A 24392-nucleotide genomic window follows, 5' to 3' on the forward strand; every position below is an offset into this window, starting at 1 on the left:
AGCGGTCGTTTCGGCCGCCGGGAGATTTCATGGCCGTTGTGAGATGACGGTGACGTTGGGGGCGCGCGAACGACCCGAGCCGGACCTCCTCCTCGTCAGAAGGCCGGCGTTCAGCAACAAGATCACGTCTTTCGCGGCCGAGGACGTGCATCTGGTGGTGGAGGTCGTCTCCGAGGAGTCGCAGGGTCGGGATCGAACCACCAAACCGATCAAATACTCCAACGCGGGGATCAAGCACTTCTGGCGGATCGAGCAGGGAGACAACATGCCGGTCGCGTACACCTTCGAGCTGGAACCGTCAGTGCGCGCCTACGTCCCGACCGGGATCCACCGCAAGCGGCTGCGGACCAACATCGGGTTGGACATCGACATCGACGTCGACATCGACATCGACATCGACCTGCGCGACGTCGCGGAATGAGGCCTCAGGCGTTGCGCCATTCGCTGTAGACGAAGGCGGCCAGTTCCGCCTCGGTGGCTCCCGCCCGGGCCATCGCCTTGGTGGCGTGGGCTTTGCCGCGGGTGGGGAGGTGGCCGTCGAGCAGGAGGGGCAGCGACAGGCGCCGTAGCAGCACCTCGGACGCCGAGACCCCGGACGGGCGGCGCGTCACCGCGAGGTTCACCCGCAGCGAGTGCTCGTTGCCCGGTGGCACGCCGGGCCGGTCGACCTCGATGGCCGTGTAGCGGAACCCGTTCGCCAGGTCGCAGGGGCCGCAACCGGCCGGGCCCCTGCTCAGCTTGCCACCGCACTCGGCGCAGGTCAGGCGGTCGTACGCGGCGTCCACCACGCGCCACGGATGCTTGTCCGGCTCGTCGACGACCATCTCGGCGATGAGACGCTCGTCGGGCGGCTCGGTGGTGCCGAACTCGCGCTCCAGGAACTCCCGCCAGCCGCCCTCGACGATCTCGTCCACCATCGCCGCGCACCGGGCGCAGTCGGGTGCGCCGGCGGGTTCGAAGTAGCCGCAGTCCGAGCATCGTCGCATGATCGCACCGTACAAAACGCCGCATCGGCGGCGCATCGCGTTTTCCACCGGAAAGGCCCGCGGCAGGCCGGCGGTTAATCGGTTGCGGCGTCCCGAGGGGGATCGGCATACTCAGGCGAGCCGATCGGCTTGCGCTGATCGGCGCAAGCCACAAGCTGCGAGTCACGGGCTGGGAGACATGAGCACCGGCCGGTGAGCTCGGAGCCGAGCGTGACACGCCGAGAGCTCCGACCGGTGAGTTCCAAGCCGTGAGCTCCGAGCTGTGAGCTCCGAGCCGTGAGCTCCGAGCTGTGAGCTCCGAGCTGTGAAGGGAGGGTGAGACCGTGACGACGATTGTCCGCGTGCCGTTTTCCGCGTCCCACACCTTCCCACCGGGTGCCCGCTGAGCTGATCCGCGCGCCGGTGGGCCACACGCTTGGAGCCATCCCACCGTGCCGAAGCACTCGCAACACCGCCGCCGCGGCAAGTACGCCCTCGACGCCGACGACATCGACTGGCTGGAGAGCACCCCCGAGGCCGGCGACGGCCCGCCGGAAGGCGACCGCTGGTCCACCTGGGACCAGAGCACACCCACCGCGAAGGGGCCGCGGCCGTACCCCGGCTGGCTGGTCACCGAGCTGGCCGCCGTCGACACCGAGCTCGGCGTGCTCAAGACCGGCAAGGAGGCCGACGTCCATCTGATCACCCGCGGCGTGCCCGGCACGGACCGGGTGTGCCTGCTGGCCGCCAAGCGCTACCGCGCGCACGAGCACCGCCTGTTCCACCGCGACTCCGGCTATCTGGAGGGACGCCGGACCCGCGACGACCGGACGAACCGGGCCATGGCCCACCGCACCTCCTTCGGCAGGCAGGCGATCGCCGCGCAGTGGGCGGTGGCGGAGTTCGAGGCGCTGTGCCGGCTGTGGGAGCTGGGGGTTCGGGTGCCGTACCCGGTGCAGATCGTCGGGACGGAGATCCTGCAGGAGTTCGTCGGCACCCCGGACGGATACGCCGCGCCCCGGCTGGCCCAGGTCACCGACGGGCTCGGCGACCTGTGGGAGCAACTCGTCGCGGCCATGGTCACGCTGGCCCGCGAGGGCCTCGCCCACGGAGACCTCTCGCCGTACAACCTGCTGGTGCGCGACAGCGAGCTGGTCATCATCGACCTGCCGCAGATCGTGGACGTGATCGCGCACCCGGCGGGCCCGTCGTACCTCGACCGCGACGCCCGCAACGTCGCCACCTGGTTCGCCGCGAAGGGCGTGCCCACCGCCGACCCCGACGCCCTGGCCGCCCTGCTCCGACGCGAGGCCGGCCTGCCCACGTAGCCATGGGTGCGTTGCCTGGGCAGAGTGATCGGGACGGCCGGCAGTCACCGCCAGAGCCGGCGGTGATCCACCGGGTCGCCGTGACGACGTGCCGATCCCCGTCGCCCGCGGTGGGGTGGACCGACGCCCGGCTCGGCCGGCTGCGCGGCGAGCTCGGCACTGCCGGGGACCGGCACGCCGAGGCCGGGCGGATGCGCGACGCGGGTGGGTGGTCAGGTGGTGGGGCGGTTGGTGCGGATCACCGCGCCGGTGGCGGCGTCTATGGCGACGTCGTGTGCGGCGCCGTCCGGGGTGACGACGTCGGACTCCCAGACGGCCTTGTTCTGCTCGAAGTCGAGGCTCAGCTCGGTGATGCGCCCCTCCGGCACGGTGGCCATGACCTTGTCGGCCGCCTGCGCGTAGTCGAGTTTGGCCGCTCGCAGGAGCCTGAGGTGCTGGGCCTTGTCCTCAGGGTCGCCGTCCTCGGCGACGGGGCCGCTGACGACCTGGCCGGACTCCACGTCGACCTGGTGCTCGGCGCCGTCCCGGCCGGCGAGCTGGACCTCCCAGCGCCTGCCGTTCTCCTCGGTCTCCATGGCCATGACCGTGGAGCCGGGCACGGCGCGCCGGGCGATCTCGCCGGCCTGCTTGACGTCGGCCGCGCCGACGCGGCCGGGGCTCGGGGGCGGCGCGTCGGTGGGGGCGGGCGTGCCGGGCGGGAAGGCCGTGGGCGTGCCCACCGTCGGTGTGTACCGGACGGCGGCACTCCCGGCGGCATGGTCGCCCGCTCTTTCCGCGGCCCTGTCGGCCTCTCCCTGCACGGTGGCACAGCCTCCGGCCAGCACCGCCGCACCGACCAGAGACCCGATGATCGTCTTGTTCATAAAGGCTGGCTGCCCGCCCGGCGGTAAAGGGTGTCCCAGGTCAGCAGTCGTGTGCCGTTATTTGACCGCTATTCGACCCCGGCCTCCTTCATGTCACGCAGCTCGCGCTTGAGCTCCTTGATCTCGTCGCGCAGCCGCGCCGCCACCTCGAACTGCAGGTCGGCGGCCGACTGGTGCATCTGCGCGGTCAGCGACTCGATGAGCGACTCCATCTGCGCCCGCGGCATCTCGCCGGCGATGGCCTTGGCGTGCTGGCCGGCCTGCTTGGCCCCGAAGCCGGGCACCGGCGCCTTGCCCCGCGACTGCTGCCGCCCGCCGCCGAGCAACCGGTCGGTGTCGGCGTCCTCGCGCTGCAGGGAGTCGAGAATGTCGGCGATCTTCTTGCGCAGCGGCTGCGGGTCGATGCCGTTGGCCTCGTTGTAGGCGATCTGCTTGGCCCGGCGCCGGTTGGTCTCGTCGATCGCCCGCTCCATCGACGGCGTGATCTTGTCGGCGTACATGTGGACCTGGCCCGAGACGTTACGGGCCGCGCGGCCGATCGTCTGGATGAGCGAGGTCTCCGAGCGCAGGAAGCCCTCCTTGTCGGCGTCGAGGATGGCCACCAGCGACACCTCCGGCAGGTCGAGGCCCTCACGCAGCAGGTTGATGCCGACGAGCACGTCGAACTCGCCGGTGCGCAGCTCCCGCAGCAGCTCGATGCGGCGCAGCGTGTCGACCTCGCTGTGCAGGTAGCGGACCCGGATGCCGAGCTCCAGGAGGTAGTCGGTGAGGTCTTCCGACATCTTCTTGGTCAGCGTCGTGACCAGGACGCGCTCGTCGCGCTCGGCCCGTTCGCGGATCTCGTGGACCAGGTCGTCGATCTGCCCCTTGGTGGGCTTGACGACGACCTCCGGGTCGACCAGCCCGGTCGGGCGGATGACCTGCTCGACCACGTCGCCCTTGACCCGCCCCAGCTCGTACGGCCCCGGCGTGGCCGACAGGTAGACCGTCTGCCCGATGCGGTCGAGGAACTCCTCCCACTTCAGCGGCCGGTTGTCGAGCGCCGACGGCAGCCGGAAGCCGTGCTCGACCAGCGTGCGCTTGCGCGAGGCGTCGCCTTCGTACATGGCGCCGATCTGCGGGACGGTCTGGTGGGACTCGTCGAGCACCAGCAGGAAGTCTTCGGGGAAGTAGTCGAGCAGCGTGTTGGGCGCGCTGCCGGGCTCGCGGCCGTCCATGTGGCGCGAGTAGTTCTCGATGCCGGAGCAGGTGCCGATCTGCCGCATCATCTCGATGTCGTACGTCGTGCGCATCCGCAGCCGCTGGGCCTCCAGCAGCTTGCCCTGCCGCTCCAGCTCCGCCAGCCGGTCGGCGAGCTCGGCCTCGATGCCCGCGACGGCGGCGGTCATGCGCTCCTCGCCCGCGACGTAGTGGGAGGCGGGGAAGATGTAGAGCTCTTCGTCCTCGGTGATGACCTCGCCGGTCAGCGGGTGCATGGTCGAGAGCTTCTCGATCTCGTCGCCGAACATCTCGATGCGGACGGCCAGCTCTTCGTACTTCGGGATGATCTCGATGGTGTCGCCGCGCACCCGGAACGTGCCGCGCGTGAAGGCCAGGTCGTTGCGGGTGTACTGCATGTCGACCAGGCGCCGCAGGAGCTGGTCGCGGTCGATGTCCATCCCGACGCGCAGCCTGGTCATGCGGTCGACGTATTCCTGCGGCGTGCCCAGGCCGTAGATGCACGACACCGAGGCGACCACGATCGTGTCGCGGCGCGTGAGCAGCGAGTTGGTGGCCGAGTGGCGCAGCCGCTCGACCTCGTCGTTGATCGAGGAGTCCTTCTCGATGTAGGTGTCGCTCTGCGGGACGTACGCCTCAGGCTGGTAGTAGTCGTAATAGGAGACGAAATATTCGACCGCGTTGTTGGGCAGCATCTCGCGCAGCTCGTTGGCGAACTGCGCGGCGAGCGTCTTGTTGGGCTGCATGACCAGCGTGGGCCGCTGCAGCCGCTCGATCAGCCAGGCGATCGTGGCCGTCTTGCCCGTGCCGGTGGCGCCGAGCAGGACGTTGTCCTTCTCTCCGGCCTTGACGCGGCGCTCCAGCTCGGCGATGGCCGTCGGCTGGTCGCCTGAGGGAGTCATCTCGGTGACGACCTCGAACGGCGCCACCTTCCGCTGCAGATCTGTGACCGGTCGCATGCTGCCACTGTAGGCGGCGCCACCGACACAAAAGTCAGGCGGACCGCTCCCCTATCCGGGGGAACGGTGCCGTGGAGAAGACGACCTCCACGGGAACCTCGAAATACTCGGCGATCCGCAGCGCCAGGTAGAGGCTGGGGCGGTATTCGCCCCGTTCGAGGTATCCGACGGTCTGGTAGTGCACGCCGAGGGCGTCGGCCAGCTGCCTGCGGGTCACGTTGCGCTCCGCGCGCAGCAGCGCGATGCGGTTGTAGACGGTCTCACTCATCACCGCGTATCTTCTCAGCCGGCCCGCTGCATGGCCCGCTCAGGTCGCCGCCGCACCGGCGAGCCGGACTCGCGCCTGGCCATCCGGCGCGGGATCGGCGGCGCCGGCCCGGCGAGCGCCCAGGCGGCGAGCACGAGCGTGGTCTCCACCGGCCGCCAGGATCCGCCGATCTCCGCGGCGGCGGCCGTGTCCGGCAGCGGCGCCGAGGCGGGCCCCGTCAATTCTCTGACCGCTCCCATCTCCGCTCCCTGATAGTAGATGTGCTAGATCAATAGCACATCTACTACAGGTCGCAATAGAGATGTGACTCCCCTTTGCAAGCGAATAGTAAGTCTCACCCGATACGGTCGGATTCGCCGTAGCGGAATGAGGAAGGTTCAATGTCACGACCCAGAGAGGCGCTGATCCGAGCAGGTCAGGGCGTAGCGCAGGCGGTCGCGCAAGGAGGTGATCTCCGGCAGGCGGTGGGACAGGCCGTCGGGCAGGCGGTCGATCAGGCGGGCCAGGTGGCCGGCTTCAAGCTGAATCCGAACGACTTCGGCGCGGCCCGCGACGGCGGCGCCTCGGTCGGCACGCTCATCGAGGCCAGGACGGCGTCGCTGAGCGACGCCGGCGAGATCATCAACCGCAGCTTCGCCGAGAACGGCATGCACGTCATCTCGCCGGTGGTGATCCCCAAGAGCGGGACCGCGAAGGTGATCGTGCCCCTGGGCATCCTCGTGGCGCTCGGCCTCGTCGGCGCGCTCGGCAACATCGTGCCGGGCTCGGAGCTGCTGTTCGGCCCGCACTACTGGCTGGTGCTGGTGCTGGCGGCGGCGTTCCTGTGGTGGCGCCGCAGCGTGGTGATGGTGCCCGAGGGCTGCAAGGCGCTGATCACGCAGTTCGGCAAGCTGGTGCACATCGCCGAGCCCGGCCGGGTGACGCTGTTCAACCCGTGGAAGCGGGTCAGCTACATCGTCAACACCACGCGCGAGTACCCGTTCAACGCGCCCATCCGCGAGGCCCCGACCCAGCAGGGCGTCAAGGCCAGCGTCGACCTGTTCCTGCAGTTCAGGATCGAGAACCCGGCGGAGTTCATCTTCGTGCTCGGCTCGGTCAGCGGCTTCCAGTCCAAGCTGCAGAACGCCATCAGCGAGGTCACCCGCTCCCTCATCTACGCCCAGCGCGCCGAGGAGATCTACGACCTCGTCGGCGAGAGCACGCTCGGCATGCTGGAAAGCCTCAACCAGCAGTTCCTGCCCGCCGTACGGCTCACCGACGTCAACATCACCCACGCCGAGCCGTCCAGCCAGGAGTACCGGATGGACCTGGCCGCCCCGGAGATGGTCCGGGTCGCCAAGGAGGCCTACACCTACGAGTACGAGCTGCAGCTGCGCAAGGAGCAGAACGAGGGCGACCTGGTCAAGGAGCTGGCCGGGCTGCAGGAGACGCTGAGCGCCATCCAGGCCGAGATCGCCGGCTACCAGGCCCGCATGGACACCGCGCTCGAACGCGCCACCAACCAGGCCACCGCGCAGGCCCGCCAGCGTCTGGTCGAGGCCGAGTCCACGGCGAACGCCAACGCCGCCCTGCTGGAGGCGCAGGCGCTCGACATCAGGGCGCTGTCGGCGGCCGAGGCTCCCGAGATCCTCGACTACCGCTTCCAGCAGGACCTGCTGGCCAAGCTGGAGTCGGTCGCCACCAGGCTGCCGCAGGTGGTGCAGATCGGCGAGCAGACCGACATCGACTTCCTGGCGCTGGCCCAGCAGCTCGTGGGCGGCAAGGGCGCCGCCCTGTTCTCCGCCGACGACATGGCGGCCATCCGCGGCCGGCTGGACGAGATCGCCGAGCGCGTGCGCGGCCGCGAGGCCGAGATCGCCGCCCTGCAGCGCAAGGTCGCCGCCGACGTGACGGAGCCACCGGTCACCCCCGCCCCCGACCAGGAGCTCGAACGCACCGTCGAGCGCCTGCTGCCGGGCGACGCGCACCACGGACAGCCCGGGAGTGAGATCTGATGAGCCGCGAGTTTTCCAAGATCAAGGAGTCGGTCGCCTCCTGGGGCGAGATCCGCCAGCTACTGCGCGGCGGCGAGCAGGGCCAGCTCGTGCCCGTCGTCATCCCGAAGGACCGGCGCGGCTTCGCGTGGATGGCGCTGGTGTTCCTGGCGGTGTACTTCGCCGGCATGGCCGTCCTGACCGAACTCACCCTCATCGCGGCGCTGGCCGCGCTGTTCTTCCTGGTCGTGGCGCTGGTCACGATGTGGCGCCGGGCGATCATCGAGATCGAGGAGGGCACCACCGGCGTACGCAGCCGCTGGGGCGCCATCACCGGCACCCTCCCGCCGGGCCGCCACTACCTGTGGCTGCCGTGGGACCGGGTCGACGCGGTCGTCGACACCTCCACCGAGATCCCGTACTCGGCGCCGATCGTGGCCTGCCCGACCGCGGAGAACGTGCCGCTGAAGTCGATCGAGTTCTTCCTGAAGTTCCGCATCGTCGACCCTGTCGCGTTCGTCCGCACGATCGGCGCGGGCAACTTCGACCTGGTCCTGGCCAGCGCCGTGCAGGACGCCATCAGGCAGCGCAGCCGCAGGGTCAACACCGAACGCGCGTACGACCTGCGCGGCTCCGACGTCGGCGACATGCAGGAAGCCCTCAACCGTCAGCTCGGCCGCTACGGCGTGCGCGTCACCGGCGCCAACATCCCCGACGTGCAGCTCCCCGACCAGTACCAGCAGCACCTGGCCACCCGCGAGAAGGTGGCCAAGGAGCTGTCGGCGTACGAGCGCGAGTGGGAGCTGACGCGCAAGCGCCGCATCGACACCCTGCTGATGGAGATCGAGCGCTCCAAGAAGACCCGCGACGCCCGCGTGGTCGAGGTCAAGGCCGCCCACAACACCGCGCGCAAGAACGTCGCGCGCATGCTGGAGGAGCAGGAGACCGAGGCGCAGCGGGTGACGTGGGAGATCGAGGCGCGCGGCCGGGCGGACCTGACCTCCGCCGAGAACGAGGCCAAGGCGCTGCGCCGGCTGGCCGAGTCGTACCGGGACAACCGGGCCGTGCTGCAGTACGAGCTGGCCCGCAGGCGCCTCGACGTGGGCGCCAAGCTGACGGAGAACGCCCCCCAGCCGCTGATCGTCCGCACCCAGCAGGGTCAGTCCGACTCCGCGCTGTCCACGCTCCTGCTCGCCCAGCTGCTCCCCCGCATCTCGGGCACGGGAACCGCTCCCGTGAACGGCCACTCACCTTCCGCATAGGAGAACCCCATGGTGTTCCGCAAGTTGATGGCCGCGTTCGGCGCGGGCGTCGAGGTTGACACGGTGTTGACCGACACCGGGGTGCGCCCCGGTGAGCCGCTGCGCGGCGTCGTCCATTTCCGCGGCGGCAACTCCGAGTACAAGGTCGAGGGCATCCACATCGACCTCACCGCCGTGGTCGAGGTGGAGTCGGGCGACAACGAGTTCAAGACGACCTACAGCTTCCTGCGCCAGCAGGTCGCCGGGTCGTTCCAGCTGGCGGCGGGCGCCTCCCAGCAGCACCCGTTCGAGGTCCAGGTCCCGTGGGAGACGCCGATCAGCGCGATCGGCGGTCACCCGCTGCCCGGCATGAAGCTGGGCGTCCGCACGGAGCTGGCGCTGGCGGGCGCGCTCGACAAGGGCGACCTCGACCCGCTGTTCGTCAGCCCGCTGCCGGCCCAGGACAACGTGATCGCCGCGCTGGACCGGCTCGGCTTCCGGTTCAAGAAGGCCGACCTGGAACGCGGCACCCTGTACGGCTCGACGATGCCGTTCTTCCAGGAGATCGAGTACTACACCGGCGGCCAGTGGCGGCGGTACTTCAACGAGCTGGAGCTGACGTTCATCGCCGGGCCGCGGCAGATGGAGGTCATCCTGGAGGCCGACAAGCGCGGCGGCTTCCTGACCTCCAGCCACGACGCGTACAACCGCTTCACCGTCCGCTACGACGACCCGCCGAACTCGGCGGACGCCGCCCTGCAGCGCGGCCTCGAACAGATGGCCCGCCACCGCGGCTGGTTCTGATCCCTCGCCGTCGGGCCGCCGCCTCCCGGGAGGCGGCGGCCCGATCGCTGCTTTCCGTGTGCTGGCCGTCGCATGGCGCGGTCGTTACCATGATTGCGGGGGCTGGCTGATCCTCTGACGGCGGGGCGGGCGATGACACGGTTCAAGGCGGCGTTGATGCGGGCGGCCCCGTGGGCGGCGCGCAACGCCGACGTCGCCATCGCGCTCTGCCTGGCGATCGTGGTCGGCGTGCTCGGCATCATGCCCGACGAGATCTTCGGCTCGGAGGGCGAGGACATTCAGCGCCAGCTGGTGACCGCCGCGACCCTGGTCATCCTGGCCCTGGTCGCCACCGCGCTGCTGCGCGACCGCGCCCGCCAGGCCCCTGTCGAGAAGACCATCACCTCCGGCGCCCTGGCCGAGCTGCCCGTTCGCCTGCAGCGTCTGGAGGAGATCGAGACGCTCGCCCACAGCACCCGCAAGGCGCTCGACTCCCTGCAGCTCGTCAGGGTGCTCGGCAGCAAGCACGAGATCGCCCAGTGCCACGCCGAGGCCCGCAGGGACACCACGAGATGGAGCTTCAAGGGCGGCACGGGCACCTACCTGCGCGCGGTGACGCTGCCGTCGTGCGTGGCGGCCGCCCGCCGCGACAAACGCCACCTCATGGTCAGGATCGAGGTCATCGACCCGTCCGACCACGAGGTCTGCGAGACCTACGCCCACTACCGCCGCTCGCTGTCCGACGTGCCCGACGGCACCGGGGAGAGGTGGACCGCCGACCGCGCCAGGAAGGAGTCGTACGCGACGATCCTGGCCGCCTTCTGGCACCGCCAGCGCTACGGCCTGCTCGACATCGCGGTCGGGCTGTCCTCGACGATGACGACGTTCCGCTGGGACCTGTCGAGCGCCCGCCTGATCATGACCGTCGAAGACCCCAACATGGCGATGACCGCACTGGCCGGCACGTTCTACTACGAGAACTGCGACACCGAGCTGCGGCTCAGCTTCGAGCAGGCGCGACGGGTGCCGCTGGAGATGTACAAGAAGGTGCCGCTGAGCGACGAGCCCACCATCGAGGAGGTGCAGGAGCTGTTCGAACGCATCGCGATGCCCCTGCCCAAGTCCTACAACGGCCACGACGTCGTCGACATCGCCCGCAAGGCGCTGCGGGCCGTCGATCCCTACCGTGAGCCGCCTGCGGCGATTCACCGGCAGGACGGCTCATGAGTTACAGCGCCGTCCATGAGCGCTTACGCGGGGGCGAGGCCCGGTCGTGGGCGCTGGAGGCCCTGGCGCGGCCCGGCCTGACCGCCGTCCGCCACCCGCTCGGATTCGTCTGCCTGCCGCTGGAGCGCGACGGCGGCGAGGGGGTATGCCTCCATCTGTGGTCCGATTCGCTCTCGCACGCCGAGAGCACCACCTCGCAGATCCACTGCCACAGCTGGGATCTGGTCAGCCACGTCCTGTACGGCCAGATGCGCAACGTGCACGTGGCCGTCACCGACGCGGGCGCCGACGCCACGCACCGGGTGTTCGAGGTGGTCAGCGGCGCCGGCGGCGACCGCATCTCGCCGACCGCCCGCACCGTCCGGCACGCCACCGACCTGGTCGAGGTGTTCGGCCCCGGCGACACCTACACGTTGCCCGCCGACCGGTTCCACAGCAGCGTGGTGCCCGAGGGCGGTGAGGCGGCCACGATCGCGCTCGGGCGCGGCCGGCCGGGCAGCCGCGACCTGTCGCTGGGACCGCTGGGCGGCGGTCCCCACCACGTGTCCAGGCAGCCGCTGGACGCCGAGGAGACGGCTCTGGCCGTACGACTGATCACCGCGCACCTGACCTGAGAGGCACCCCGATGGACCTGGATCACGCCCGCGAGGTCGCCGTCGAGGCAGCCGAGGCGGCGGGCGCGCTGCTGCTGGAGGGGGCGCGGGGCGCGGTGGGCGTGCGGGCCAAGGGCACCGCGGGCGACGTGGTGACCGACCTCGACCTGGCCTCGGAGAAGCTGCTGCTGGAGCGCATCCTGACGGCGTACCCGTCGCATTCGGTGATCGCCGAGGAGTCGGGGCTGGTCGGGTCCGCGGGCGCCGAGTGGACGTGGCTGGTGGACCCGCTCGACGGCACCAACAACGTGGCCATCGGGCTGCCGGCGTACGTGGTGGGCGTGGCGCTGTGCCGGGGCGGACGGCCGCTGCTGGGCGTGGTGCACGACCCGGTGTCCGCCCAGACGTGGTCGGCGATCCGCGGGCAGGGGGCCGTCGCCGCGTCCGGCACGCGCCTGACGCCGTCGTACGCGCCGAGCCCGCACGGGCCGCTGCTGGCCTGGATCCAGGGCTACGGCGTCAGCCGCGGCGACGCCACCGCGCGGGCGATGAAAGAGGCCTTGGAGCTCAACGCGCGGCGGGTGCTGCAGCTGTGGACGCCGCTGCTGTCGTGGGCGATGCTGGCGCGCGGCGACATCGACGGCATCGTCGGCTACCGGGCCGAGGCGGTCGACCTGCCGGCCGGGGCGCTGCTGGCGCGGGAGGCCGGCATCGAGATCCGCTCGCTCGACGGCGGCCCCTTCGAGGAGTGCTTCGAGGCGCCGGCCGAACGCCGCAGCTTCGTGGCCGCCCATCCCCGTGCGCTCCCCGGCCTTCTCGGGCTGCTTCCCTGAAAAAAGGCGCGCGCCGTCTGTCGATGAGTTCCGCCGCCGTTCGACGTCCTGTCAGAGGAAGGCGCACGCGAAAGGGAGCCCGACATGATGACCACGACCGAGCTGGCGCAGGTGCTCTTCAGCACCGCCCTGCAGCCGTCCGACGAGCTGTCGCCGTTCCAGATCCGCCAGGCCGTCGACGCGCGGCTGTGCGCGTGCGGCGGCGACCCGTCCCGGTGCGCGTCGTACGTCGCCCAGGAGGCCGGCGACCACCCCGAGACGTACGTGCGCCGCATGCGCTGGGCGCTCGGCGCGGTCGCGGACGCCTACGCGACGGCCGTCGCCGCCTGATCGCTCAGCCGAGCTCGACGAGCGCCCACACCGTCGCCAGGAGCCCCACGAGGGCCAGGCCGGCGCCGGTGAGCAGGAAACGGCGCATCGGCACCTTGACGTCGTGACGACGGCACGACTCGAACCACAGCAGCGTGGCCAGCGACGCCCACGGGGTGACCAGCGGGCCCACGTTGGTGCCGACGAGCAGCGCCAGCAGGCGGTCCTGGTCGAGGTCCGGGATCACGGTCGCGACGGCCTGGAAGGCGGGCAGGTTGTTGATCACGTTGGACAGCGCGGCCCCGACGGCGGCGGTGCGGTAGGGATCGCCCTCGCCGCCGATCAGCGAGGTCATCAGCGCGGACAGGCCGTTGCCGCTGAGCGTGGGCTCCACCAGGAAGAGCCCGGTCACGAAGACGACCAGCTGCCACGGGATCAGTTTCCAGGTGAGGCGTTCGCGGGCGCGCAGCAGGAACGCGCCGACGACGACGAGGGCCGCCGGCGTGGCGGCGACCGCCACGTGGAACTCGAGCAGCAGCAGCACGACGAACAGCACGCAGCCGAACGACGCCGCCCAGAACAGCACGCGGTCGGCCACCGGCTCCAGCAGCGGCGGCGTGTAGCGCAGGTCGCGCCGCTCGCCCCGCCGCCAGAAGAACACCCACAGGAACGCCATCGTCACCGCGATCGCCGCGATCTGCGGCGCCCACATGCGGGCGGCGAACTCCTGCGCGTCGAGGCCGATCTTCTGCATGCCGAGGAGGTTCGTCAGGTTGGAGACCGGCAGCAGCAGGCTCGCGGTGTTGGCCAGCCAGATCGTGGTCATGGCGAGGGGCAGGGCGGCGATGCCGGCCTTGGCCGCGAGGGCGAGCATGACCGGGGTCAGCAGCACCGCCGTCGTATCCAAATTCAGAAATATCGTGACAATTGACGCAAAAATGCCACAAAGAAAGAAAAGTGCGGCGTAATTGCCGCGGCCAAGCACCGCCATCCTCGCCGCGATCGCGTCGAAGACCTGGGCCTCCTTGGTGAGCTCGGCGAGCACGATGATCGCGACCAGGAAGACGAGCAGCGGGCCGATGTGGGAGAGGCTCGTGACCGCGTCGTCCCAGGGAAGCAGCCCGGTCGCCACGAAGACCAGGCCCAGGACCAGCAGCCCGATCCGGATCAGGTCGAGCACGCCAAGACGCCGCCACACCCGACGATGATCGCACATGGACTGCAGAACGCCGATCCCGCAAGGGATACTGAGCGAATGGCACGTGACGGCAGGCCGACCGACATCTTCGTCAGCTACTCCCCCGCCGACACGGCGTGGGCCACGTGGATCGCCTGGGAGCTTGAGGCCGCGGGCTACCGGACGATGATCCAGGCCTGGGATTTCGTGCCGGGCACCAACTTCATCGACTTCATGGACCGCGGGGTCAGCGAGGCGCGGCTCGTCGTGGCGGTGCTCTCGCGCAACTACCTGAGCTCCCGCTACGGGCGGATGGAGTGGCAGGCCGCGTTGCGAGCCGCCCCCGACAACCCCTCCAACAAGCTCGTCACGATCAGGCTGGAGGACGTCCCGGTCGAGGGCCTGCTGTCCACGATCACCTGGGTCGACCTGCTCGGCGTCACCGACCCGGGTCAGGCCAGGGCGCTGCTGCTGGGGCGGGTGACGGAGGCGATGGCGGGCCGGGCCAAGCCGGAGGCCGCGCCCGCGTTCCCCGACGGGACGAACGTCGCGCAGGCGCCGCCGACGCTGCCGCCGCCCGACAAACGGGGCCGGGCCAGGCGGGCGCCGGTCACCGCCCCGGTCTTCCCCCCGTCCACCGGCGAGGGGCGGGCTCGTTCGTCGGTCACCGTGCTGCACGTCGGCGGGCCGCGGTTCGGCCGCGCGCTGCCCGACCCCGGTGAGCCGTTCACGCCCGAGGACATGCAGGCGCGCATCTGGGCCGACCTGACCGGCATGTACGACGAGGGCATGCCGCGTCCCGACCTCATGATCGTCAGCGGTGACCTGACCGAGTCGGGCAGTCTCGGGCAGTTCGGGCAGGCGACGCGGTTCGTGACCGACCTGCGGATGCTGATCGGGCTGGAGCCCCACCGGCTGGTGCTGCTGCCGGGGCCGCGCGACGTCACCAAGGCGGCCGCCAGCGCCTACTTCATGACGTGCGAGGCCGACGACGTGAGCCCGCAACCCCCGTACTGGCCCAAGTGGCGGCACTTCGCGACGTTGTTCGGCGAGGTCTACCAGGGGCTCGACGACCACCTGTTCGACGCCGCGCAGCCGTGGACGCTGTTCGAGGTGCCCGATCTGAAGGTGGTCGTGGCCGGGCTCAACTCGACGATGGCGATGAGCCACCTGGAGCGCGACGCGTACGCGCTGCTCGGCGAGTCGCAGGCGGCCTGGTTCGCCGAGCGGCTGCGGCCGTACGAGGAGGGCGGCTGGCTGCGGCTGGGCGGGATGGGGCATCCGCCGGGCGAGCTGCGCGACGCCGGCACCTACGATCGGCTGCTGGCCCACCGGCTCAACCTGCTCTTCCACGGCGGTCCCGGGCCGGCGGGCGACGGCCGCGTCCCCGCGCCGCGTTCGGGGCGGCACCAGGTGGTCGAGATCACCGCCGACGGGATGCGCACGTGGCTGCCGGGCGGGGGCCGTCCGGAGCGCGTACGGTCCCGCTGGCGTTCCGCGCAGACGACCTTCACCGGCGAGGCCCCGCAGGCCCCGCTCCCCGCGCAGAAGCCGGAGGAGCGCGCGCCGAGCCCCGTCGAGCTGCTGCTCGACCGCATCACCGAGGTCTGCGGGGCCCGGCACGAACGGGCCAGGATCCGCAGGTTCCCCTCCCACCTCGTGGTGACCCACCCCGAGGACGGGTTCGTCCGGCAGCTCATGATCGGCGCGCACGCGGGTGCGCTGACCGAGCAGGCCGCGGCGGAGTTCGCGCAGCGGGCCCATGCCACGGGCCTGTCCGCCGAGTTGGTCTACCAGGGGCCGCCCGCGCCCAGGGAGATCCGCGACGACCTCATGCGCAAGGGCGTGCGGCTGCGCAGCTTCACGGAGTTCCAGGGTCTGCTCGACCTGAGCGGCTACGTGGCCGAGCAGACGGCCCGGCTGACGACCGACCGCCGCTACCCGCCCCGGCTGTACGTCCCGCAGCGCTTCCGCGAGCTCGACCGGCCCGGCAGCCAGGTCAGGAACGGCCTGACCGACGAGCTGATGCGGCTGCTGGCCACCGACCACGGCCGGTTCCTGCTGCTGCTGGGCGACTTCGGCCACGGCAAGACCTTCGCGCTGCGCGAGCTGGCCCGGCGCATCCCCGCGGAGCTGCCGCACCTGACGCCGATCCTCATCGAGCTGCGCGCCCTCGACAAGGCGCACTCGGTGGACGCCCTGGTCGCGGCCCACCTGGCGAGCCACGGCGAGGAGTTCATCGACCTCAAGGCGTTCCGCTACCTGCTGCGGCAGGGTCGCATCGTGCTGCTGTTCGACGGGTTCGACGAGCTGGTGACCCGGCTGACGTACGACCGGGCGGCCGACCATCTGGCCACGCTGCTCGCCGCGGCCGAGGACAACGCCAAGATCGTGGTGGCCAGCCGTACGCAGCACTTCAAGTCGCACAGCCAGGTGCTGACCTCGCTCGGCGAGATGGTGGGGGTGCTGCCGCAACGGCGGGTGCTCGGCGTCGAGAACTTCACGCCCGACCAGATCCGCTCCTACCTGGCCAATCGGTTCGACGGCGGCGACGAGGCGTCGGCCCGCATGTCGCTCATGGGCGAGATCGAGGACCTCCTGGCGCTGGCACAGAACCCGCGCATGCTGAGCTTCATCGCCGACCTCGACGCCGACCGCCTGCGTACGGTGGCCGAGGCCCGCCACACCATCAGCCCAGCCCTGCTGTACGACGAGATCCTGGGCTCGTGGCTGGCCTTCGAGGAGCGGCGGGCCAGGATCCCCGGCTCGCCCCCCGCGCTGACCACCGACGAGCTGTGGCGGGCGGTGACGGCGCTGGCGGTGCGGCTGTGGGAGAGCGGCGAGTCGCTGCTGGGGGTGGAGGAGCTGACCGAGATCGGCGAGACGCTGACCGGTCTGGCCGACGGGCAGCTGTCGGCCGCGCACGCCGCGTTCCGCATGGGGTCGGGCAGCCTGCTGGTGCGGACCGACGAGGGCATGTTCGGGTTCATCCACGCGTCGGTGATGGAGTGGCTGATCGCCCGGCACATCGCCGCGACCCTGGACGACCCGGTCCTGCTGTCGCGCAGGCCGCTGTCGGCGCTGACCGTGGAGTTCCTGTGCGACCTGGCCGACGTACGCGCGCTGCGGGAGTGGGTGGCCGACCCGCCCGGCGACGACGTGTCCATGGCCAACGCGGTCAAGATAGCGGCCAGGTTGCGCACCCCCGCCCGCGCCGACCTGCGCGGCGCCAACCTCAAGGGCGAGGACCTGTCGGCCCGCGACCTGCGCGAGGTCGACCTGACCGGCGCCGACCTGTCGGAGGCCACGCTCGCCGGCACCAACCTGTCGCGGGCGACCCTGCGCGACGCCAGGCTGGTGGGCGCGCGGCTCGACGGCGCCCAGCTCACCGGGGCCGACCTGCGCGGCGCCGACCTGTCGGGGGCGCGGCTGGCGCAGGTCGACCTGAGCGACGCCGAGGTGGAGGGCGCCCGCTGGCACCGGGCCTCGCTGATCGACGTGACCGGCACGCTGCCGCACCTGCCGGGCGCTGCCGTGGTGCCGGGGCAGCCGGTGGAGGTGGAGTTCGCGCCGGCCGGCATCGGCGTCCCGTACGGCTTCCACTTCCGGACCAGCCGCCTGCCCGAGCCGATCGCCTACAGCGCCGACGGATCCACGATCGCCATCGGCAACGAGGACGGCGGCGTGCTGCTGTGCGCCGGCGGCGCGCCCGTCCGCACGCTGCAGGCGCACCGGGGCCGCGTGTACGCCGTCACGTTCGCCGGGGAGCTGCTGGCGACGGGCGCGGCCGACGGCAAGGTCGTCCTGTGGGACTCCCTCACCGGCCGCCGCCTGCACACCCTGCGGGGCCATCCCGACGGCGTCTGGCCCGTGCGCCTCGACCCCACCGGCGAGCTGGTGGCGGCCGGTGGCGCCGACGGCGTCGTCCGCGTGTGGGAGACCGCCACCGGGCGGCTCGTCCACGAGCTGGCCGGGCACCGCGCGCCGGTCTACACGGCCTCCTTCGGCCGTTCCGCGCTGGTGACGGGCGACTCCGCCGGCGTGGTCCGCGTCTGGGACCTCGGCTCCGGGCAGGTGAAGGAGACCCTCGACGAGCATCGCGGCAGCGTCTACCGCGCCGTGCACAGCCCCGACGGCCGGCTGCTGGTCACCGGCGACGAGGCGGGCACCGTCCGGCTGTGGGACACCTCCACCTGGTCCCTGCAGCACACGCTGACCGGCCACCAGGGCAGCGTCTACTGCGTGACGTTCGCGCCCGACGGCTCGCTGCTCGCGACCGGCGACACGGCGGGGGTCGTACGCCTGTGGGAGCCGTCCGGTGAGGCTCGCGGCGTGCACACCACGCATGCCGCGACCGTCTACCAGGTGGCGTTCAGTCCGGACGGACAGCTGCTGGCCAGCGGCGACTCCGGCGGCGTGGTACGCCTGCAGCGGCCGGGCGGCGGTCAGCGGGTCGAGCTGACGGGTCACCGCAGCTCGGTGTGGCCGTTCGCGTTCAGTCCCGACGGGCAGCAGCTGGCCACGAGCAGCAACGACGGCACCGTACGGCTGTGGGATCCCCGGTCCGGCCAGTGCCAGCGGGTGCTGCGCGGCCACGGGCGGCGCATCTCCTCGGTCCGCTTCAGCGCCGACGGGACGATGCTGGCCACCAGCGGCAACGACGGCGTCGTCCGGGTGTGGGAGCCGCGCACGGGGCGGCACCTGCGCGACTTCCACGGCACGGCCGACCGGCTGATCTCCGCCTGCTTCTCCCCCGCCGGGCCGGTGCTGGCGACCTCCAGCAACGACGGCGGCGTGCACTTCTGGAACGCCACCACCGGCGAGTACGAGCGCGAGCTGAACGCCGAGACCGACCACGTGTGGGCGGAGGCGTTCGGCCCCGGCGGCGACATGCTCGCCACGGCCAACGACGACGACAGCGTGCGGATCTGGTACCGCCCGACCGGGAGGCTCGCGGCCGCCCTGACCGACCACCGCGGGCGGGTTCGCTCGATCGCGTTCAGCCCCGACGGCGTCTACGTGGCCACCGGCTGCGACGACAACCTCGTACGCCTGTGGCACGTCGTCTCCGGCACCCGCGTGGCGACCCTGGAAGGGCACACCGACCGGGTCTACGCGGTGGCCTTCTCCCCCGACGGCCGCCACCTGGCCAGCGCGGGCAACGACGGCAGGGCCATGGTGTGGGAGCTGCCCCCTGGCCGGCCCGGGGAGCCGCGGCTCGCGCACACGCTCGACGGGCACGAGGGCCGGCTGTGGAGCGTGGCGTTCGACGCCTCCGGCGAGCGCCTGGCCACGGGTGGCGACGACCTGCTGGTGCGGGTGTGGGACACCGCGTCCGGACGGCTGCTCCACGCGCTCGCCGGGCACAGCCGGCGGGTGTGGTCGGTGGCCTTCAGCCCGAGCGCCGACCTGCTGGCCAGCGCCGGCGACGACGGCGTGGTCATCCTGTGGGCGGACGGCGAGCGGCGGGCGACCCTCCTGGGGCTGGCCGAGGGGTGGGCCGCCGTGGCCCCCGACGGGCGTTACAAGCTCCATGGCGAGCCGGCCGGGCAGTTCTGGCACGTCGTCGGCATGACGCGGTTCGAGCTGGGCGAGCTCGACGCGTACCTGCCGGGGGTGCGGCAGGTGCCGCTCGAGTCACCCTTCTGATCCCGTGGCGCCGCGCATCGGGCGGCCGAGCAGCGCGGAGGCCACGGCCTCGACGTGCGGGGCGAGGTCGTCGGCGGACGCTCCGGCCAGCGCCGGCGTCGTCACCACCGAACGCAGGATGCCGATGCCGACCAGCCAGGCGCTGAGCAGCTCGGCGCGCAACTCCCGGTCGTCGCCCTCGGCGAGGTCACGCAGCGCGTCGACGTAGGTGTCGCAGACCTCTCTGCGGATGCGCTGCCTGGCGTCGTCGTGGGCCGAGGAGCGCAGCATGGCGACCAGGGGATGCTCGCCGCCGTAGCGGGTCCAGTCGTGGAAGACGACGGCGCGGAGCATGCGGGCGACCAGCTCCTCCTCCGGGCCGTCGGGCAGCCCCGCCGGCAGGTCGGCGGTGACCTCGTCGAAGAGCCGTTTCTTGGAGCCGAAGTAGCGGAAGATCAGGGTCGCGTCGACGCCCGCGTCACCGGCGATGTCGCGGACGCTGGTGGCGTCGTAGCCCTCGCGGGCGAAGCGCAGCCGGGCGGCCTCCAGCAGGCGCGTCCGGGTGGCCTCCCGGTCCCTTTTCGGCACGCGTCCTCTCCCTCCGTAGTCATCGACCGTTGACATTGTACGGGCGGAGCATGTTACGTTTCGACAAGTCAGCGTTCGATGACTTGAAAAGGATGAAAAATGCGGACATATGTCGTGTCGGGCGGCACGAACGGCATGGGGCGAGGAATCGCCCTGCACTACCTGCGCAGCGGCGACCGGGTCACCGTCGTGGGCAGCGACCCCGCCAAGGGCCGGCGCCTCCTCGACGAGGCCGCGCGGCTCGGGGCCGCCGAGCGGGCCGCGTTCGTCCGGGCCGACCTGACCTCGGTCGCGGAGAACCTCCGGGTGGTCGAGGAGGTCCGGGCCCGGCACGACAGCCTGGACGGCCTCGTGCTGACCGCGCTCCGGCACTTCCCGCGCCGGGTGGAGACCCCCGACGGCCACGAAGCCACCTTCGCGCTCTACTACGTCAGCCGCTTCGTGCTGAGCCACGGCCTGACCGGCCTGCTGGAGCGGGCGCCCGTCCCGGTCATCGTGAACGTCTGCGGCGTCGGCATCACCAAGGGCCGCATCCACTGGGACGACCTGTCACTCAAGCGCCGCTACAGCCCGATCACGGCCATGCTGCAGGCCGGCCGTGCCACGGACCTGCTGGGCGTCGCGTACGCCGCCCAACACCCGGACGCGCGCACCCGTTACCTGCTGCACCACCCTGGCTTCACCGACAGCGGCGCCGACACGCTCGCACAGCCCGCCAGGACGGTGGTCAAGCTGCTGGCCAAGGCGTTCGCACAGCCGGTGGAGAAGAGCATCCGGCCGATCATCGACCTGATGGACGACCCGCCGGGCACGGGCCTGCTCGCCTACGACCGGCGCACCCCGCTGGACCCGTCGCTGCCCACCCTCGACCCGGCCGCGGCCCGCCGCCTGTACGACCTGACGAGCCACCTGCTGCGCCCGTGATCAGCCCCGCGCCGCGCGCCTGCGGAGTTCTTCCCAGACCTCGTCCACCCGGGCGTCGAGCTCCTCCAGCGTGCCCTCGTTGGTGATCACGATGTGGGCGGCCGCCAGCCTCGCCTCCCTGCTCGCCTGGGCGGCGATGCGGGCCTTGGCATCGGCCTCGGGCATGTCGCGGTGCTCGGCCAGCCGCCTGACGCGTACGTCGTCGGCCGCGTCCACGACGACGACCACGTCGTACATCGGCGCCAGGTTGTTCTCCACCAGCAGCGGCACGTCGTACACCAGGATCGCGTCATCGGGCGCCTGCGCCTGCAGCTCGGCCACCCGCTCCCCCACCAGCGGGTGCACGATCGCGTTGAGCGCCGCCAGCTTCTCGGAGTCGGCGAAGACGATGGAGCCGAGCTTCGGCCGGTCGAGGGAGCCGTCGGGCCGCAGCACCTCCTCGCCGAACCTGGCCACCACCCGCGCCAGGCCGAGCGTGCCGGGCTCCACCACCTCGCGTGCGATCCGGTCGGCGTCGACGACCACCGCGCCCTTGGCCGACAGTCGCTTGGACACCTCGCTCTTGCCCGATCCGATGCCGCCGGTCAGCCCAATCTTCAGCACGCGTGCAGCCTATCCGCGGATCCGGTACGCGTCAGCGGGGGCTCATCCGCAGATGCACGAGCGTCAGGTGGTCGTCCATCCGCTCGCGGTGCGTCTCGCGGTAGCCGAGCCGCCGGTAGAGCCGCAGGTTGTCGCCGGACAGGTGGCCGGTGAACAGGTCGAACGCCGTCGCCTCCGGCACCTGCTCGTGCAGGGCGGCCAGCAGGGCGGTGCCGACGCCCCGGCCCTGGAGGTCGGGGGCGACGACGAGACGGCCGACGCGGCACGTCGTGCCGGAGACCTGGCCGCGCACCGAGCCCACGATGCGGCCGCCGTCGACGGCCTTGAGCACGACCCCGCCCTCGATGACCTTGCGGACCTGCTCCAGCGACTCCACCAGCGGCGGGACGAACGGGTCGCCGTAGAGCTGGGCCTCGCTGACGTACGCGGCCCGCTGCACCGTGAGGATCTCGCCCGCGTCGGCCGCGACGGCCCGTTCGATCATCACCACGGCAGCCTATCTCAGGGGTCGGCGACCAGCTCGCCGGAACAGGAGGAGCGCGGCCGGACCCCGTTGACGAGGTAGGCGTGCACGCGGGTGCGCAGGCAGGCGGCCCGCAACTTGGCCACCCCCTGCAGCAGGTACGCGCCGTGGCCGTCGCCGTGCCGCAGCACCGCCGCCCCGGGAACGCGCGCGGCCCCCGTGTCGAGCCGGCCGACGCCGATCAGCACGGACGCGTCCTCGGGCAGGCGCAGTGCGCCGGTCAGGCGCGGCGTGCCGGGAGACTGCGCCGGGCCGGGCAGCCCGAGGCAGCGGGCGGCCTCGTGGCGGGCGCTCAGCCAGCCCACCCGGGGCGCCAGGGCCCGCAGCCGTTCCTCCATCGCCACGAGCTGCGCGTGGTCGGGCACGGCGGGCGCGAAGTCGCGGCACTCAGCCGCCCTGGTCACCGTCGCGGGCCCGGCCGGTGGCGGCACGACCGTCATCGCGGCCAGGGCAGCCGCATCGCCCTCCTCGGCCTGCGCCAGGGCGCGGGCGAGTTCGGGCCAGCGGCCTGGGTCGAGCCCGGCGTACACGGCGGCCGCCACGCCGCGGGCGTCGAGCGTACGGCCGGGTCCGGCGGGCAGGGGCGCGCGCTCGTACAGGTCGTCGATGACCGCGGGCGCGTCGGCGTCGAGCGGGCAGCCGAGGCGGCTGCGGCACCAGTCGCGGAAGTGGCCGAGCCGCCGTTCGGCCGCGCGCGCCCGGGTGGTCGCCCGCCGTTCCAGGGACGGTTCACCGAGGTCGGGGACGCCCTCCAGGTACATCCGCTCCACCCTGCGCGGGAACAGCTCCAGGTACGCCCGCCCGTAGACGGCGCCGTAGCCGTTGCCGAAGTAGCGCAGCCGCCGCTCGCCGAGCGCGGCGCGCACGGCGTCGAGGTCGTGTGCCACCTGGCGGGCCGTGAGACCGCCGTAGGCGGGTCCGGCGGCGATCCGGCAGCTTTTCCCATATGCGGCGTTCTGTCGGGCGTAGGAGCGCCAGGAGGCCCGTCCAGGGGTCAGCTGGAGGAGCACGGGGTCGGGCGGCGGCACGGAGCAGCGCACCATGGCGCGGCTCCCCCGGTCACCGATCCCCCGGGGCTCCACCAGCACGACGTCGAACCACCGCGTGAGCTCGCTGACGGTGTCGGGCCGCGCCCGCACGTCCTGGATCGTGGAAGGGGCGCCGGTGTTCACGACCAGGGCGCCGAGGCTGCGGTAGGGGTCGCGCGCGGGCATCCGCGCCAGATCGATCTGGGTACGCAGCCCGCGCGGCCGGGCCCAGTCGACGGGCACGGACAACGTCCCGCATTCCAGCTCGTCACCGCACTCCCGCCAGACGATCCCCCGCCGCCCCTGCACCGCCGCACTCGGACTACGCGCCCCCGAATCCTCCCCCAGCGAACCGCCGACGACCGCCCCGGCACCACCTTCCTCGCCCCCGGCCCCGTCGCCCACCTCGACCTCAGCACCGCCGCCTACCTTGGCGTCGGTCCCGCCACCTTCCTCGACACCACCAGTCCTGTCGCCCACCTCGACCTCAGCACCGCCGCCTACCTTGGCGTCGGCCCCGCCGCCTTCCTCGACACCACCGGTCCTGTCGCCTTCCTCGGTGCCGGTCCCGCCGCTGAATCCCCGGACGGAGGCCCTGCCACGGCCGAACAGCTCATCTCCGATCCGATCGGCCGCGCTTCCACCGGCCGTCCCGCCCGGATCGGCGCCCTCAGCCCGAGCCCCACCGCGGCCAACCCCACCGGCTCCCAACCGATTACCGGCGTCTCCCTCACCCGAATCACCGCCGATCCCTTCAGCGGCGGATCCGGAGCCATTGCCGGGAACCGCACCCCGACCAGCTCCGAAGCCCCCGCCCGGAACCCCACCACGACCAGCTCCAGAGCCCTCCCCCGGAACCCCACCACGATTAGCTCCAAAGCCCTCCCCCGGAACCCCACCACGACCGGTTCGGGCTTCGCCGGAGGCGGCTCCACTGGTCCCCGATGGAGCGGCGGCGTGTGCGTCCACCCCGGGTCCATCGGCGAACACCCCACTTCGGCCGGATCCGCCGGCGGATCCGCTCATTTCCGATCCCCCGGCGGCGCTTCCATCTCGCCCGGCGGAAAGCCGGCCTCGACCCGATCCGCCAACGGCACGTCCGTCTTCCTCGGAACTACCGGCGGGAACCCCGCCTCGTCCGTGTTCGGCTCTGTCCGGCTCAGGGCCGAGGACAGAAGATTCGCGGGAGCCGGCGGCGAGGGCGGCAGGATCGCGGGAGCCGAGGCGGAGGGCGGCAGGATCGCGGGACCCGAGGCGGAGGGCGGAAGGTTCGCGGCGATCGGGTCCGGCAGGGGTAATCTCACCGGTCGTGGATGCATCGGCGGTGGACCGGTCACGGCCGGACCCGACGGCGCTGAGCA

General features: G+C 71.8%; 21 protein-coding genes. 11 read left to right on the forward strand and 10 right to left on the reverse strand.

All coding sequences use genetic code 11. The annotated features are described in order from the left end of the window. Positions 1-43: 43 nt before the first annotated feature. Positions 44-421: a Uma2 family endonuclease gene (locus ACIBP6_RS16945; RefSeq protein ID WP_397053045.1), complete on the forward strand. Its 378-nt coding sequence runs from the start codon at positions 44-46 to the stop codon at positions 419-421. Between the two features lie 4 nt (positions 422-425). Here the strand turns inward: ACIBP6_RS16945 and ACIBP6_RS16950 are convergent, their stop codons facing one another. Then, a complete protein-coding gene (locus ACIBP6_RS16950) occupies positions 426-986 on the reverse strand; it encodes a hypothetical protein (RefSeq protein ID WP_397053047.1) in 561 nt (186 codons plus the stop codon). 431 nt (positions 987-1417) lie between these two features. On the opposite strand from ACIBP6_RS16950, the gene ACIBP6_RS16955 reads away from it, so the two are divergent. Beyond that, positions 1418-2293, forward strand: coding sequence for a serine protein kinase RIO (locus tag ACIBP6_RS16955; protein WP_397053049.1), 876 nt, complete (start codon positions 1418-1420; stop codon positions 2291-2293). Between the two features lie 212 nt (positions 2294-2505). Here the strand turns inward: ACIBP6_RS16955 and ACIBP6_RS16960 are convergent, their stop codons facing one another. The 4 genes from ACIBP6_RS16960 to ACIBP6_RS16975 form a co-directional block, all read right to left on the reverse strand. Beyond that, the gene (locus ACIBP6_RS16960) at positions 2506-3156 is read right to left on the reverse strand and encodes a PepSY domain-containing protein (protein WP_397053051.1); all 651 of its coding nucleotides are present in this window, start codon (positions 3154-3156) and stop codon (positions 2506-2508) included. Positions 3157-3224: 68 nt separating this feature from the next. Beyond that, complete coding sequence (uvrB, locus tag ACIBP6_RS16965; protein ID WP_397053053.1) at positions 3225-5333, reverse strand: excinuclease ABC subunit UvrB; 2109 nt, start codon at positions 5331-5333, stop codon at positions 3225-3227. A gap of 34 nt (positions 5334-5367) precedes the next feature. Next, a complete protein-coding gene (locus ACIBP6_RS16970; RefSeq protein WP_397053055.1) occupies positions 5368-5601 on the reverse strand; it encodes a helix-turn-helix transcriptional regulator in 234 nt (77 codons plus the stop codon). Between the two features lie 14 nt (positions 5602-5615). Beyond that, positions 5616-5840: a hypothetical protein gene (locus ACIBP6_RS16975; protein ID WP_397053057.1), complete on the reverse strand. Its 225-nt coding sequence runs from the start codon at positions 5838-5840 to the stop codon at positions 5616-5618. Between the two features lie 141 nt (positions 5841-5981). Here ACIBP6_RS16975 and ACIBP6_RS16980 point away from each other — a divergent pair, with 141 nt between their 5' ends. From ACIBP6_RS16980 to ACIBP6_RS17010, 7 genes are all read left to right on the forward strand, one after another. After that, positions 5982-7595, forward strand: a complete 1614-nt coding sequence (locus ACIBP6_RS16980; RefSeq protein ID WP_397053059.1) for an SPFH domain-containing protein — start codon at positions 5982-5984, stop codon at positions 7593-7595. Next, positions 7595-8836, forward strand: coding sequence for an SPFH domain-containing protein (locus ACIBP6_RS16985; protein ID WP_132617106.1), 1242 nt, complete (start codon positions 7595-7597; stop codon positions 8834-8836). The genes ACIBP6_RS16980 and ACIBP6_RS16985 overlap by 1 nt, the downstream gene beginning before the upstream one ends. A 9-nt stretch (positions 8837-8845) precedes the next feature. Next, on the forward strand, positions 8846-9619 hold the full coding sequence (locus ACIBP6_RS16990) for a sporulation protein (RefSeq protein WP_397053061.1): 774 nt from the start codon (positions 8846-8848) through the stop codon (positions 9617-9619). A gap of 132 nt (positions 9620-9751) precedes the next feature. Beyond that, positions 9752-10825 (forward strand): hypothetical protein, encoded by a 1074-nt coding sequence (locus tag ACIBP6_RS16995; RefSeq protein WP_397053063.1) that lies wholly within the window; start codon positions 9752-9754, stop codon positions 10823-10825. Further along, positions 10822-11439 (forward strand): hypothetical protein, encoded by a 618-nt coding sequence (locus tag ACIBP6_RS17000; protein WP_397053065.1) that lies wholly within the window; start codon positions 10822-10824, stop codon positions 11437-11439. The genes ACIBP6_RS16995 and ACIBP6_RS17000 overlap by 4 nt, the downstream gene beginning before the upstream one ends. 11 nt (positions 11440-11450) lie before the next feature. After that, positions 11451-12251, forward strand: a complete 801-nt coding sequence (locus tag ACIBP6_RS17005) for an inositol monophosphatase family protein (protein WP_397053067.1) — start codon at positions 11451-11453, stop codon at positions 12249-12251. 84 nt (positions 12252-12335) lie between these two features. Further along, positions 12336-12581, forward strand: coding sequence for a hypothetical protein (locus tag ACIBP6_RS17010; protein ID WP_397053068.1), 246 nt, complete (start codon positions 12336-12338; stop codon positions 12579-12581). Between the two features lie 4 nt (positions 12582-12585). Here ACIBP6_RS17010 and ACIBP6_RS17015 read toward each other — a convergent pair whose 3' ends face one another. After that, positions 12586-13758 carry an ArsB/NhaD family transporter gene (locus tag ACIBP6_RS17015; protein ID WP_397053070.1) on the reverse strand — a complete coding sequence of 391 codons (1173 nt, stop codon included), beginning with the start codon at positions 13756-13758 and terminating at the stop codon, positions 12586-12588. Positions 13759-13815: 57 nt separating this feature from the next. Between ACIBP6_RS17015 and ACIBP6_RS17020 the strand changes: the two genes are divergently transcribed. Continuing rightward, the gene (locus ACIBP6_RS17020) at positions 13816-19386 is read left to right on the forward strand and encodes a WD40 domain-containing protein (RefSeq protein ID WP_397053072.1); all 5571 of its coding nucleotides are present in this window, start codon (positions 13816-13818) and stop codon (positions 19384-19386) included. Here the strand turns inward: ACIBP6_RS17020 and ACIBP6_RS17025 are convergent. Beyond that, positions 19375-19953: a TetR/AcrR family transcriptional regulator gene (locus ACIBP6_RS17025; protein ID WP_397053074.1), complete on the reverse strand. Its 579-nt coding sequence runs from the start codon at positions 19951-19953 to the stop codon at positions 19375-19377. The genes ACIBP6_RS17020 and ACIBP6_RS17025 overlap by 12 nt on opposite strands. Positions 19954-20052: 99 nt before the next feature. Here ACIBP6_RS17025 and ACIBP6_RS17030 point away from each other — a divergent pair, with 99 nt between their 5' ends. Beyond that, positions 20053-20877 carry an SDR family NAD(P)-dependent oxidoreductase gene (locus ACIBP6_RS17030; RefSeq protein WP_397053076.1) on the forward strand — a complete coding sequence of 275 codons (825 nt, stop codon included), beginning with the start codon at positions 20053-20055 and terminating at the stop codon, positions 20875-20877. On the opposite strand, the gene coaE is transcribed toward ACIBP6_RS17030, so the two are convergent. The 3 genes from coaE to ACIBP6_RS17045 are packed head-to-tail and all read right to left on the reverse strand — an operon-like array spanning position 20878 to position 23511. After that, entirely contained in the window at positions 20878-21480 is a 603-nt protein-coding gene (gene coaE, locus ACIBP6_RS17035; protein ID WP_397053078.1) for a dephospho-CoA kinase, read from the reverse strand. Between the two features lie 31 nt (positions 21481-21511). Beyond that, positions 21512-21964 (reverse strand): GNAT family N-acetyltransferase, encoded by a 453-nt coding sequence (locus ACIBP6_RS17040; RefSeq protein WP_397053410.1) that lies wholly within the window; start codon positions 21962-21964, stop codon positions 21512-21514. A 17-nt stretch (positions 21965-21981) separates the two neighbouring features. Beyond that, a complete protein-coding gene (locus ACIBP6_RS17045) occupies positions 21982-23511 on the reverse strand; it encodes a hypothetical protein (protein ID WP_397053080.1) in 1530 nt (509 codons plus the stop codon). Positions 23512-24392: the final 881 nt, after the last annotated feature.

This window comes from Nonomuraea terrae (assembly GCF_044465245.1).
Lineage (GTDB): Bacteria > Actinomycetota > Actinomycetes > Streptosporangiales > Streptosporangiaceae > Nonomuraea > Nonomuraea terrae.

Coding starts and splice junctions, on each gene's coding strand:
- ACIBP6_RS16950 (WP_397053047.1), bottom strand. CDS start 986: ATGCGACGATGCTCGGACTGCGGCTACTTCGAACCCGCCGGCGCACCC.
- ACIBP6_RS16995 (WP_397053063.1), top strand. CDS start 9,752: ATGACACGGTTCAAGGCGGCGTTGATGCGGGCGGCCCCGTGGGCGGCG.
- ACIBP6_RS17005 (WP_397053067.1), top strand. CDS start 11,451: ATGGACCTGGATCACGCCCGCGAGGTCGCCGTCGAGGCAGCCGAGGCG.
- ACIBP6_RS16980 (WP_397053059.1), top strand. CDS start 5,982: ATGTCACGACCCAGAGAGGCGCTGATCCGAGCAGGTCAGGGCGTAGCG.
- ACIBP6_RS17030 (WP_397053076.1), top strand. CDS start 20,053: ATGCGGACATATGTCGTGTCGGGCGGCACGAACGGCATGGGGCGAGGA.
- ACIBP6_RS16945 (WP_397053045.1), top strand. CDS start 44: ATGACGGTGACGTTGGGGGCGCGCGAACGACCCGAGCCGGACCTCCTC.
- ACIBP6_RS17000 (WP_397053065.1), top strand. CDS start 10,822: ATGAGTTACAGCGCCGTCCATGAGCGCTTACGCGGGGGCGAGGCCCGG.
- ACIBP6_RS17040 (WP_397053410.1), bottom strand. CDS start 21,964: ATGATCGAACGGGCCGTCGCGGCCGACGCGGGCGAGATCCTCACGGTG.
- ACIBP6_RS16985 (WP_132617106.1), top strand. CDS start 7,595: ATGAGCCGCGAGTTTTCCAAGATCAAGGAGTCGGTCGCCTCCTGGGGC.
- ACIBP6_RS17020 (WP_397053072.1), top strand. CDS start 13,816: ATGGCACGTGACGGCAGGCCGACCGACATCTTCGTCAGCTACTCCCCC.
- uvrB (WP_397053053.1), bottom strand. CDS start 5,333: ATGCGACCGGTCACAGATCTGCAGCGGAAGGTGGCGCCGTTCGAGGTC.
- ACIBP6_RS16975 (WP_397053057.1), bottom strand. CDS start 5,840: ATGGGAGCGGTCAGAGAATTGACGGGGCCCGCCTCGGCGCCGCTGCCG.
- ACIBP6_RS16960 (WP_397053051.1), bottom strand. CDS start 3,156: ATGAACAAGACGATCATCGGGTCTCTGGTCGGTGCGGCGGTGCTGGCC.
- ACIBP6_RS16970 (WP_397053055.1), bottom strand. CDS start 5,601: ATGAGTGAGACCGTCTACAACCGCATCGCGCTGCTGCGCGCGGAGCGC.
- ACIBP6_RS16990 (WP_397053061.1), top strand. CDS start 8,846: ATGGTGTTCCGCAAGTTGATGGCCGCGTTCGGCGCGGGCGTCGAGGTT.
- ACIBP6_RS17010 (WP_397053068.1), top strand. CDS start 12,336: ATGATGACCACGACCGAGCTGGCGCAGGTGCTCTTCAGCACCGCCCTG.